Annotated in this window: 11 protein-coding genes and 1 pseudogene; 11 read left to right on the top strand and 1 reads right to left on the bottom strand. The window is 48.1% G+C overall.

Features of this window, described 5'->3' with window-relative positions:
* The 3 genes and pseudogenes from ACI4WN_RS04225 to ACI4WN_RS04215 all read left to right on the top strand — a co-directional run.
* Positions 1-1,259, top strand: a pseudogene (locus ACI4WN_RS04225) (hypothetical protein); the annotation flags it as partial.
* Between the two features lie 168 nt (positions 1,260-1,427).
* On the top strand, positions 1,428-2,312 hold the full coding sequence (locus ACI4WN_RS04220) for a YitT family protein (RefSeq protein WP_279201388.1): 885 nt from the start codon (positions 1,428-1,430) through the stop codon (positions 2,310-2,312).
* Positions 2,313-2,630: 318 nt separating this feature from the next.
* A complete protein-coding gene (locus tag ACI4WN_RS04215; protein ID WP_439777101.1) occupies positions 2,631-2,888 on the top strand; it encodes a hypothetical protein in 258 nt (85 codons plus the stop codon).
* A 54-nt stretch (positions 2,889-2,942) separates the two neighbouring features.
* Here ACI4WN_RS04215 and ACI4WN_RS04210 read toward each other — a convergent pair whose 3' ends face one another.
* Complete coding sequence (locus tag ACI4WN_RS04210) at positions 2,943-3,803, bottom strand: pyruvate, water dikinase regulatory protein (RefSeq protein ID WP_009558684.1); 861 nt, start codon at positions 3,801-3,803, stop codon at positions 2,943-2,945.
* Between the two features lie 168 nt (positions 3,804-3,971).
* Between ACI4WN_RS04210 and rpsU the strand changes: the two genes are divergently transcribed.
* The 8 genes from rpsU (at position 3,972) to glyS (ending at position 11,070) form a co-directional block, all read left to right on the top strand.
* A complete protein-coding gene (gene rpsU / locus ACI4WN_RS04205) occupies positions 3,972-4,148 on the top strand; it encodes a 30S ribosomal protein S21 (RefSeq protein ID WP_002880182.1) in 177 nt (58 codons plus the stop codon).
* Between the two features lie 159 nt (positions 4,149-4,307).
* A complete protein-coding gene (locus tag ACI4WN_RS04200; RefSeq protein WP_439777100.1) occupies positions 4,308-5,255 on the top strand; it encodes a PhoH family protein in 948 nt (315 codons plus the stop codon).
* Positions 5,255-5,779 carry an rRNA maturation RNase YbeY gene (ybeY, locus tag ACI4WN_RS04195; protein WP_439777099.1) on the top strand — a complete coding sequence of 175 codons (525 nt, stop codon included), beginning with the start codon at positions 5,255-5,257 and terminating at the stop codon, positions 5,777-5,779. The genes ACI4WN_RS04200 and ybeY overlap by 1 nt, the downstream gene beginning before the upstream one ends.
* Positions 5,779-6,198 carry a cytidine deaminase gene (cdd, locus tag ACI4WN_RS04190; protein ID WP_439777098.1) on the top strand — a complete coding sequence of 140 codons (420 nt, stop codon included), beginning with the start codon at positions 5,779-5,781 and terminating at the stop codon, positions 6,196-6,198. Before ybeY ends, cdd begins: the two co-directional genes overlap by 1 nt.
* Positions 6,182-7,087 carry a GTPase Era gene (gene era / locus ACI4WN_RS04185; protein ID WP_035173953.1) on the top strand — a complete coding sequence of 302 codons (906 nt, stop codon included), beginning with the start codon at positions 6,182-6,184 and terminating at the stop codon, positions 7,085-7,087. The genes cdd and era overlap by 17 nt, the downstream gene beginning before the upstream one ends.
* Entirely contained in the window at positions 7,087-7,851 is a 765-nt protein-coding gene (gene recO, locus ACI4WN_RS04180) for a DNA repair protein RecO (protein WP_439777097.1), read from the top strand. The genes era and recO overlap by 1 nt, the downstream gene beginning before the upstream one ends.
* Before the next feature lie 248 nt (positions 7,852-8,099).
* Positions 8,100-9,011 (top strand): glycine--tRNA ligase subunit alpha, encoded by a 912-nt coding sequence (glyQ, locus tag ACI4WN_RS04175; protein WP_439777096.1) that lies wholly within the window; start codon positions 8,100-8,102, stop codon positions 9,009-9,011.
* Positions 9,004-11,070 carry a glycine--tRNA ligase subunit beta gene (gene glyS / locus ACI4WN_RS04170; RefSeq protein WP_439777095.1) on the top strand — a complete coding sequence of 689 codons (2,067 nt, stop codon included), beginning with the start codon at positions 9,004-9,006 and terminating at the stop codon, positions 11,068-11,070. Before glyQ ends, glyS begins: the two co-directional genes overlap by 8 nt.
* Positions 11,071-11,074 lie beyond the last annotated feature (4 nt).

The raw sequence follows: 11,074 nt of genomic DNA, 5'->3' as shown, positions 1-11,074 counted from the left end.
CAGCTTCCTCAAGTGAATCCGGCAGCACTAGTGGCTCAGGCTCTACGAGTGAATCTGACAGCGGCAGTGTCTCAGTTTCCTCAAGTGAATCCGGCAGCACTAGTGGCTCAGGCTCTACGAGTGAATCTGACAGCGGCAGTGTCTCAGCTTCCTCAAGTGAATCTGACAGCGGCAGTGGTTCAACTTCCTCAAGTGAATCTGGCAGCACTAGTGGCTCAGACTCTACGAGTGAATCTGACAGCGATAGTGGTTCAACTTCTTCAAGTGAATCCGGCAGCACTAGTGGCTCAGGCTCTACGAGTGAATCCACTAGCGACAGTGGTTCAGACTCCTCAAGTGAATCAGGCAGCACCAGCGGTTCAGGCTCTACGAGTGAATCAGGTAGCAACAGTGGTTCAACTTCTTCAAGTGACACTGACAGCAACAGTGGTTCAGATTCCACGAGCGAATCCACTAGCGACAGTGGTTCAACTTCCTCAAGTGAATCCGACAGCACTAGTGGTTCAGGCTCAACGAGCGAATCCACTAGCGACAGTGGTTCAACTTCTTCAAGTGACTCTGACAGCGCCAGTGGCTCAGACTCAACAAGTGAATCCGGCAGCACCAGTGGTTCAGATTCTACGAGTGAATCCACGAGTACGAGCCAAAGTACTTCAACCAGTGAATCCACGAGCACGAGTCAAAGCAACTCAACTAGCGAGTCCCAAAGTACCAGCACCTCTACGAGTGCAAGCCAATCAGCAAGCACCTCAACAAGTCAAAGTCAGGCTGGCAACACGGTAACGCCTACTAACGTAATCACGCCAGCAGCTCCTACAACGACGACTACAACTACCACTACCACCACAAATGGTGTAGTAACGCCGGCAGCCGCTAACACGACTACGACCAATACAACTGGTACCACGACAACAACTACTGGCAACACTACTCAAACTCAAAATACGACGAGCACGAGTACCAGCGTTGGCTCAATGACAAGCACTAGTGAAGATTCTTCACTTACTGCTTCAATCGAAAACTCAACGAGCAACAGTGTCGCTTCTGCGGCTAGCGCATCTGTCTCACAATCTGAACTTGAAGTCGAGGAAATGTCTGCCTCAGAATTGGCAAGTATGAGTGACCCAACTTCTGCTGAACAAAGTGCAATCACTTCTGTTTCAACAAGTACCTCAGTCTCCGTTTCTGAATCAGCCTTCAACTCCAGTACCGCAAGTTCTGAAAGCAACAGTTTAGCCAACGTTTCAAGCAACAACTAGTCTTATTTGAGTAAAGGAAAACGTCTAACAAATTGTTAGACGTTTTTTCTTTTGAAAAAGCTCTTCCTCGGTTCAAACTGCCCGAGAAAAGCTGTATCATTAATATGGTAGAAAAGCTTCAGACTTGCTGAAGCCAGAACTTTATGAAATTGAGGTCGCATGAAAAAAATGAATGATTTTGACTTAAATCGCTTTTCACGCAACAATAGTTTTTTAGTAAGAATTGGGACGGCTATCCTTTATTCTGTCATGGTTGCCGTCGCCTTGAACTTCTTCTGGCACCCCGGCCATATCTATTCTTCTGGCATTACTGGCTTTGCCCAGATCGTCAACACGGTGACGAGCCGCTATCTGCCGTTCACGATCCCGACTGAAGCAACATACTTTGCCTTGAACGTTCCTTTGTTTATCCTTGCCTGGAACAAGATCGGGCATGAATTCACTGGCTACACGGTCTTTGCTGTTGCCATGTCGACGATCATGATGCGCTACATTCAACCGACCCACATCAGTCTGGATCCTATCCTCTGCGCCATTTTTGGGGCCGCGGTGAACGGTCTTGGCACTGGGATGGCTCTGAAGAGTGGGATTTCAACTGGGGGCCTCGATATTTTAGGCATTGTCGTGAGAAAAAAGACCGGGATGAACTATGGCAAGTTCAACATCCTGGTCAACTTGGTCATTGTCCTAATTGCCGGCTTCCTCTTTGACTGGTCTCGGGCTCTTTACACGGCCTTAAACATCTTCATCAATGGCCGGATGATCGACTCCGTCTACACCCAGCACCACAAGTTGCAGGTGATGATCGTTACCGAGCACCCGGAAGCCATCATTGAAGGCATCCAGGAAAAAATGCACCGCGGGATCACCATCTTCCACGATGTAGAAGGGGCCTATGGTCACACGGAAAAAACGGTCTTGATCACCATCATCGACACCTACGATCTCTACGATATCCGGACCACCGTCCAAAAATGCGATCCTTTTGCCTTTATGAGCGTCACTGAAGTGCAAAAGATCTATGGACGCTTTCGGGAGCAAGAAGTCGTCTAGAAAAGCCAAAAAGCGCGCTGCGGCGCGCTTTTTTCGTTCTTATTTTTACTCATCATTACGTAGGATTCAGATTAAATAACTTGGTAAATTTTAATTAAAAGCCTATAATATATAGTGTACGCATGTAAATTACATGTAAATTATCAAAAAAGTTTTCTGCTGTGTGAAAACAATTATGGTATTACAGCATAAATAAAAGGTTATCGAAATATAGATGCTTACGGGAAAGCTGGATAAAAATTATAGAGAAATTAGTATAGAGATATCCTTAAATAATGATTATAAACGTGCTATAATATCTATAAGGTGGTGAAGAAGATGGTAGACGGAAGAGATAACAACCGAAATAGAGTACGCTTTATGGGCTTAGACGCTGCTAGCGAAATTGCGAGTGAATACGCCCACGAACATGGTCACCAGAACGCCAAGGTGCAAATTGCTAAGCCTGATCGGCGTAGACATGCGGACTTTTTCTATACTTTCCGCATAGTTGACGAAGCGGCTGAAAAAGCCGAAGAAAAGCTGTTTGACATTATCGTTGATCCAGTTTCTGGTGAAGTGTTTAGAGTTGATTAGCGGCTCTGCGAAAATAAAACGCGTTACTTGCAAGTTGCAGGTAACGCGTTTTTCTTAGTCTTCTTCGTAGCCCAAGTGATTCATGATCAAGGCAGCAGTTTCTTCGATAGATCTTTCAGCAACGTTGATTACGAAGCAGCCGAGCTTCTTGTAGAGTGCCATAGCGCTTTCAAGTTCTTCGTTGATGGAGTCCATGTTGGAGTAGGTTGTATCTGGGTCCATCCCGTAAGAGATCATTCTTTGCCGGCGGATCCGGTTCAAAACCTTTGGATCGTTGGTCAAGCCGATAATCTTCTTCGGGTCGATTTCGTAGATTTCCTTTGGAATGTGGGTTTGTGGCACTAGTGGCAGGTTAGCAACTTTGAGCCCCTTGTTGGCTAACAGTAAGGACAAAGGCGTCTTAGAGGTTCTGGAAACCCCGAGCAAGACGACGTCTGCTTCCAAAAAGCCTCTTGGATCCTTGCCGTCGTCGTACATAACCGCAAATTCCATAGCCGAGATCCGGTTGAAGTACTTGGTGGTCAGCTGGTGGTTGGCCCCAACTAAGCCTTCTGGCTTCAAGTGGGTCGTTTGGCTGATGGCCTCGATGATCGGCGACAGGATGTCGATGTACTTAGCCTTGTGTTCTCTAGCGTACTTGATGATTGGCAGTTGCAGCTTTTCATCAACCAAGCTGTAGACGATGACCAGGTTAGGGTATTGCTCGATTTCATCTAAGGTCTTGTCCAGCTTCTTTTGATCAGTGATAAAAGGGTAGCGCCGGTAGTTGATTTCGGCACCAGGGAATTGAACAGCAGCAGCTTGGGCGTTGTTAAAGGCCGTTTCGCCAGCTGAGTCGGAAATAATGATAATGTTAACTTCGATTTTCTCTTTTTCAGTTGTCTTTTCAGTATTGGCTGTAGTCGTTTCAGTCATATTAATCACCTCGTTAACTCTATTATACCGGAAAATGCGTGAAAGCGGTTGATGATGGCAAATAATTCAAAAAAATCTCTTGAAGCCCTTGACGATTAGGCTAAATTTGCTATAATTTAGATAAATGTTTATGGCAGTAATGCCAAGAAATGGAAGGAGGGATCACACATGGCTAAGACTATCGTTCACGAAAACGAGTCTATTGATGATGCTCTTCGTCGTTTTAAGCGTTCCGTTTCTAGAAGTGGTACTTTGCAAGAATACCGTAAGCGTGAATTCTACGAAAAGCCAAGCGTTCGCAGAAAGTTAAAATCTGAGGCTGCTCGTAAGCGTAGACATTATTAATTGACTGAAGCTCTCGTGAAAGCGGGAGCTTTTTTCATGCCCTTATTTCTTCTTGCCTATAAATGACGCATTCCGGTTGTCCAATGTTTGGCAAATGTGTATCATTAAGATAGGAACCTTGTGAATTTGAAAATTGTTGATTAAAGGAGTGTCCCGCATTTGGAAAAGAAGTTTTCGCCTGAGAGCGTCGAGAATATTCAAAAGCTCGTTGGCGTAAATGATGGCAATTTAAAGCTGATTGCAGAGGGCTACGATGTTGAGCTGGATGATTTAGGAGAAAAGATCAACATCAAGGGCGAAGAAGATCAAGTCGAAAAGGTGATCAAGGCCTTGAAGGCCCTTGATAAGGTGGCTTCTAGCGGCATCAACCTGACCGCTGCTGACGTGGTCAGTGCCATGAAGATGGCGGACCGGGGGACGACCGAGTATTTTGGCGACCTCTACAAGCAGATCTTGATCCGGGATGCCAAGGGTCGGCCAGTCCGGGTAAAGAACATGACCCAGAAGGACTACGTTGAAGCCATCAATAAGAGCGACGTGGTCTTTGGCATTGGGCCAGCTGGGACTGGTAAGACTTTTTTGGCGGTGGTTTGCGCCGTGTCTGCCTTTAAGAAGGGTGAAGTGTCGAAAATCATCTTGACCCGGCCTGCCGTTGAAGCTGGGGAATCTCTCGGCTTTTTGCCAGGGGACTTGAAGGAAAAGGTCGACCCGTACTTGCGGCCAATTTACGACTCCCTTTACGCAATTTTAGGGCAGGGACCAACTGACCGCCTGATGGAGCGGGGCGTCATTGAAATTGCGCCGCTAGCCTACATGAGAGGGCGGACCTTGGAAGATGCCTTCGTCATCTTGGACGAAGCGCAAAACACGACCGATGCCCAAATGAAGATGTTTTTAACGAGACTGGGCTTTAACTCCAAGATGGTCGTTAACGGCGATATGACCCAGATCGACTTGCCGGGCAAGGCCAAGAGCGGGCTGGTGACGGCTCAGCACATTTTGCAGGGGATTGACCAGATCAAGTTTGTCGAATTTAGCGCTAGCGACGTGGTACGGCACCCTGTGGTGGCCAAGATCATTCAGGCTTATGAAAGAGAAGGAAAATAATGGAAGGTATTGACGTAAGCTACCAAGACGAAGTCGGCTTTTTAGAAAAAGAGGGCCGCGATTGGGAAAAGTGGATCATGGATCTGCTTTTATTAGCCAAAAAAGAGATCGGCAAGGACAACGCTCAAGAAATGAGCATCAACTTTGTGGATGAAGATAAGTCCCAAGAGATCAACCGCAACTACCGGGACAAGGACCGGCCAACGGACGTGATCTCTTTTGCCATTGAAGATGGGGAAGATGGCCTTGACTTATCTGCCTTTATGGATGACCCAGACTTTACTGAGGACATCGGCGACCTCTTCATGTGTCCAAGCGTCATTGAACGGCATAGCCAAGAATATGGTACCGGCTTTGACCGGGAATTTGGCTATACCATCGTTCACGGCTACCTTCACTTAAATGGCTATGACCATATTGAGCCGGATGAAGCTAAGGAAATGTTTGGCATCCAGGGCAAGGTCTTAGAAGAATACGGTCTGCCCCTTTACCCAGACCAATTAGATGAAGGGAGAGGCAAGTAATGACGCCTGAAGAACAGCAGCTTTTTGACCTGGCCAAGGACCATTTAAAAGACGCCTATGCCCCATATAGTCACTTCCATGTGGCGGCGGCCTTGGCAACTGACCAAGGGGAATTTTTCACCGGGGTCAATATTGAAAATTCCTCTTATGGTCTAACCAATTGCGCGGAAAGAACGGCCATGTTTGGCTGGGTCAACAGCGGGATGCCGGGCAAGATCAAGACCCTGTTGATCATTGGCAATACCGACAGGCCAATTTCTCCTTGCGGGGCCTGCCGGCAGGTGATGAGCGAGCTGATGGCACGGGGTGCCAAAGTCATCTTGGCCGACAGCCAGGGCGACTTTGCGGAATATACAGTGGAGCAGCTTTTGCCATATCAGTTTACAGAAAAGGATATTGAAGATGGTGCAAACAAATAAGCATAAGTCAGGCTTTGTGGCCCTAATTGGTCGGCCAAACGTTGGCAAGTCAACCTTGATGAACCGCTTGATCGGGCAAAAGGTGGCCATTACCTCCGCCAAGCCGCAAACGACGAGAAACAAGATTTTTGGCATTTACACTGAAGACGACATGCAAGCCGTCTTTGTCGACACGCCCGGGATCTTTAAGAGCCACTCTGATCTTGACGAATACATGGACAAGGCCAGCCTGTCTGCCTTAAACGACGTGGACCTGGTCCTCTTTATGGTTGATGCCAAAAAAGCGGGCAAGGGCGAAGAATACGTTGCTGGTCTTTTGAAGAATGTGGAAGTACCGGTCTTTTTGGTTATTAACAAGATCGACCAGGTTCACCCCAACGACCTGCTCCCAATTATCGACTCCTACCAAGCCGTGGGCGACTTTGCGGAATTTTTGCCAATTTCCGCCAGCCAAGGCAACGGGGTGGACGACCTCTTAAAGACGATCAAGGACTACCTGCCAGAAGGACCGCAATACTACGCTTCTGATGAAGTAACTGACCGGCCTGAATACTTTGTCGTTGCTGAAATGATCAGAGAGCAGATTTTGCGCTTGACTGGCCAAGAAGTGCCTCACTCAACTGCGGTTTGGGTAGAACAGATGAATGAGCGGATCAACGGCAAATTGCAGGTTAACGCCACCATCTATGTGGAAAAAGATGGCCAAAAGCGGATCATCATCGGCAAGGGCGGTGCCATGATCAAGCAGATCGGGATGAAGGCTAGAAAAGAAATCGAAAGCCTCTTGGGTGAAAAGGTCAACCTCCAGCTCTGGGTCAAGGTCAGACATAACTGGCGCCAAGACCCAGCCTTCTTGAAGTCGATCGGCTACGATAAGAAGGACCTCTAATGGCTTATGACCTGCTGGATGTGACCGGGATCCTTTTTAAAAGGCGGAGGTACCAAGAAGCTGACCTCTTGGCCAAGCTCTGGACCAGGGAACTCGGGATCGTGACCGTGATCATCAAGGGTGGGATGCGGCCTAAGTCCCCTTTTAACGCGGTCGCTCTTCCTTTTACCGAAGGCACTTTTAGCATCTTGACCAAAAGACAGGGCATCAGCCAGCTGCGGGCGACTAAAGAAATCAAGCAGCACGATGAGCTCTATAGCGATTTGGTCAAAAATGCCTACCTGTCTTATCTCTTTGACCTAGCCGACCACGCTTTTAGCGAATACCAGCCTCTAGAAGACTTTTATGGGCTATTGGTCAGTGCCTTTAAGCGGATCGTGGCCGGCCAAGACCCGGAGATCATTACCCAAATGGTGGAATTGCAGCTGCTAGCCGCCTATGGGGTCATGCCGCACCTGGCTTCTTGCGTCATTTGCGGCAAGGAGCAGGGTATTTTTGACTATTCTATCAATTTAGGCGGAGTGGTCTGCAGCGACCACTTTAACCGGGTACAAAGAGAACACCTGTCGCCCAAAGCCACGGGTCTCATTCGGACTTTGGGTCTCATTCCGATTGACCGCTTGGGCGAAATTGCGGTCAGCGACCAATTAAAGCTGGAAACCCGGCAGGCGATCCGCAAGATCTACCAGACAACGGTCGATTTGCGGCTGTCCAGCCTAAGCTTTTTAGACGAAATCCGATCCGACATTTTTCCTAAAAAATAATGAAAATTGACAGCATTTGTGGTAAAATATGACCTATATTGGCAATGATGAGGAATCAGAAAAGTACCGTGCAAGCGAGTATCGGCTGGTGGAAGGATACGGCGGGAAAAGGCACCTCTAGCCAAGCTAATTAAGAGCAGGAGACCAATATGTCTTCTGAATTAGGGTGGAACCGCGAATACTTATTTCGTCCCTATGCAACAGTAATTGCATAGGCTTTTTTTATGGCCTTGCATAGGAGGTAAAATATGGCAAAAAAATTAGACATTCAGACCATGATCTTCAAGCTGGAACAATTTTGGGCTTCCAAGGGCTGCATGATCATGCCGTCTTATGATGAAAATAAGGGTGCAGGGACCATGAGTCCATACACTTTCTTGCGGGCAGTTGGCCCAGAACCATGGAAGGCTTGCTACGTTGAGCCATCCCGCCGGCCAGCTGACGGCCGTTATGGCGACAACCCTAACCGGCTTTTCCAACACCACCAGTTCCAGGTGGTTTTAAAGCCAGCACCATTAGAAATTCAACAATACTACTTGGATTCACTCAAGGTTTTGGGCATTGAACCACTTGAACACGACATCCGCTTCGTTGAAGACAACTGGGAAAACCCATCCATGGGCTGTGCCGGGGTCGGCTGGGAAGTTTGGCTAGACGGGATGGAAGTTTCCCAATTTACCTACTTCCAAACTGTCGGTGAATTAGACGTTAAGCCAACCATGGGCGAAATCACTTACGGTGTTGAACGTCTGGCTTCTTACATCCAAGACGTCAACTCTGTCTTTGACCTGGAATGGGGCGACGGCGTCCTTTACCGGGACATCTTCAAGGAACCCGAATACGAGCACTCCAAGTATGCTTTTGAAGAAAGCGACCAAAAGCAGCTGCTGGAATTCTTTGACACCTACGAAAGAATTGCCAAGCGCCTTTTGAGCAAGAACCTGGTTCACCCAGCTTACGACTACATCCTGAAGTGTTCTCACACCTTCAACCTGCTTGACGCCCGCGGCGCTGTTTCCGTTACCGAAAGAGCCGGCTACCTGCACCGGATCCGGAACATGGCTCACGAAGTAGCTGTTAAGTTCGTGGAAGAACGCGAAAAGCGCGGCTTCCCATTGCTGAAGAGTGCACAATTGAAGGCGGAGGCAAGTAATGACTAAAGACTTTTTATTTGAAATTGGCGTTGAAGAAATGCCAGCTCACGTAGTTACCAAGTCAGTTAAGCAATTGGCTGACCGGACTGGCAAGTTCTTGAAGGAAAACGGACTGGGCTTTAAGGACATCCAAACCTATTCCACTCCTCGCCGCTTGACGGTGCTAGTTAAGGACTTAGCTGAAAAGCAAGCAGACGTTGACGAAGTCAAGAAGGGCCCTGCTAAAAAGATCGCCCAAGACGCTGACGGCAACTGGACCAAGGCAGCCATCGGCTTTGCCCGCGGCCAAGGAATGAGCGCTGACGACATCTACTTTGAAGAATTAAAGGGCGTTGAATACGCTTATGTTCACGTACAAAAGCCTGGCAAGCTTGCTAAGGATATTCTTTTGGGCTTGACCAGCGTGATCAAGGACATGAACTTCCCAACCAAGATGCGCTGGGACTCACAAGACTTTGAATTTGTTCGTCCAATCCACTGGCTGGTTGCCCTTTACGGCAGCGAAGTCGTACCAATGGAATTCTTGGGCATTACCGCTGGCCGCAAGACCGCTGGTCACCGTTTCTTAGGCGACAGCGTGGTTTTGGCTAACGCTGATGACTACGTGGAAGCCTTGAGAGACCAATTTGTCATCGTTGACGCTAGTGAGCGCAAGGATATGATCGTTTCTCAAATCAACGATCTGGTTAAAAGCAACAACTGGCAAATCAAGCTGGATCAAAGCCTTTTGGAAGAAGTCAACAACCTGGTTGAATACCCAACTGTTTTTGCCGGTTCTTTTGATCCTAAGTACCTGGAAATCCCTGACGAAGTCTTGATCACTTCCATGAAGGACAACCAACGCTACTTTGAAGTCTATGACCAAGAAGGCAAGCTGATCAACCACTTCATCTCAGTCAGAAACGGTAACCGGGAACACCTGGAAAATGTTATCTCAGGTAACGAAAAGGTTTTGGTTGCCCGTTTGGATGACGCCGTCTTCTTCTACGATGAAGACCGCAAGTACCCACTCAGCCACTTCGTTGACCGGATGGACAGCGTTTCCTTCCACGACAAGATCGGTTCCATGGCCGAAAAGATGACCAGAGTCCGCATCATTGGCGACTACTTGGCCAAGCGCTTTGGCTTAAGCAGCGAAGAAGTTGCTGACTTTGACCGGGTAAGTGGCCTGTACAAGTTTGACCTGGTGACCCAAATGGTTGGGGAATTCGCTGAACTGCAAGGCGTGATGGGGATGCACTACGCCCGTTTGGCTGGTGAAAACGAAAACGTATCTGTTGCCATCAAGGAACACTACATGCCAACTACGGCTGAAGGGGAATTGCCAAAGACCAAGGTAGGGGCCCTTTTGTCAGTTGCTGATAAGCTGGACACCATCATCGCCTTCTTTGGTGCCGGGATGATCCCATCATCTTCAAACGACCCATACGCTTTGCGCCGCTATGCTTACGGGATCGTGCGCATCCTCTTAAACGAAGGCTGGTCCTTGCCATTTGGCGAAGTCATTCCAGAACTGGTTGACCTCTTGTCCGGCAAGACGCCTGCTAAGTTGCCAGTTGGCAAGGAAGCTGACCAGCAGCTGGCTGACTTTATCCGCGACCGGGTAAAGCAGTACTTGCAAAAGAACAACTACCAATACGACGTCATTGACGCTGTCTTGGCCTCAAGTGAACAAGACCCAAGTGAAATCTTGGCAGCAGCCAAGGTTCTGCAAGCCCACCACGACGATGAAGTCTTCAAGCCAGTCGTAGAAAGCTTGACGAGAATCAACAACATCTTGTCTAAGGCTAAGTTCACTGAAGCTGCTCCAGTTGATCCAAGCTTATTTGAAGACAGAAGCGAAGAAGACCTTTATAATGGGGTTGAAGCTTTGAAGTCTGTTCGTGATCATAATGAGCTGTACGAAGCCTTTGTTGGCCTGCAGCCAGTAATTGACCGCTACTTCGATGTCAACATGATCATGGCTAAGGACGAAGCAGTGAAGAAGAACCGCTTGAGCCAATTGGCTGCGGTTAACGACTTGACCAAGCGCTTAGGCGACTTGAGCAAGCTGGTTATTAAATAAAACA

The sequence above is a fragment of the Lactobacillus sp. genome (assembly GCF_051893255.1).
Taxonomy (GTDB): Bacteria; Bacillota; Bacilli; order Lactobacillales; family Lactobacillaceae; genus Lactobacillus.
This window is presented reverse-complemented; position numbering and strand designations above follow the sequence as displayed.

Bases quoted from the DNA above. Each gene is read 5' to 3' on its own strand.
- ACI4WN_RS04210 (WP_009558684.1), bottom strand. From the start codon at position 3,803: ATGACTGAAACGACTACAGCCAATACTGAAAAGACAACTGAAAAAGAG.
- cdd (WP_439777098.1), top strand. From the start codon at position 5,779: ATGACGCCTGAAGAACAGCAGCTTTTTGACCTGGCCAAGGACCATTTA.
- ACI4WN_RS04215 (WP_439777101.1), top strand. From the start codon at position 2,631: ATGGTAGACGGAAGAGATAACAACCGAAATAGAGTACGCTTTATGGGC.
- ACI4WN_RS04220 (WP_279201388.1), top strand. From the start codon at position 1,428: ATGAATGATTTTGACTTAAATCGCTTTTCACGCAACAATAGTTTTTTA.
- era (WP_035173953.1), top strand. From the start codon at position 6,182: ATGGTGCAAACAAATAAGCATAAGTCAGGCTTTGTGGCCCTAATTGGT.
- ybeY (WP_439777099.1), top strand. From the start codon at position 5,255: ATGGAAGGTATTGACGTAAGCTACCAAGACGAAGTCGGCTTTTTAGAA.
- glyQ (WP_439777096.1), top strand. From the start codon at position 8,100: ATGGCAAAAAAATTAGACATTCAGACCATGATCTTCAAGCTGGAACAA.
- rpsU (WP_002880182.1), top strand. From the start codon at position 3,972: ATGGCTAAGACTATCGTTCACGAAAACGAGTCTATTGATGATGCTCTT.
- glyS (WP_439777095.1), top strand. From the start codon at position 9,004: ATGACTAAAGACTTTTTATTTGAAATTGGCGTTGAAGAAATGCCAGCT.
- recO (WP_439777097.1), top strand. From the start codon at position 7,087: ATGGCTTATGACCTGCTGGATGTGACCGGGATCCTTTTTAAAAGGCGG.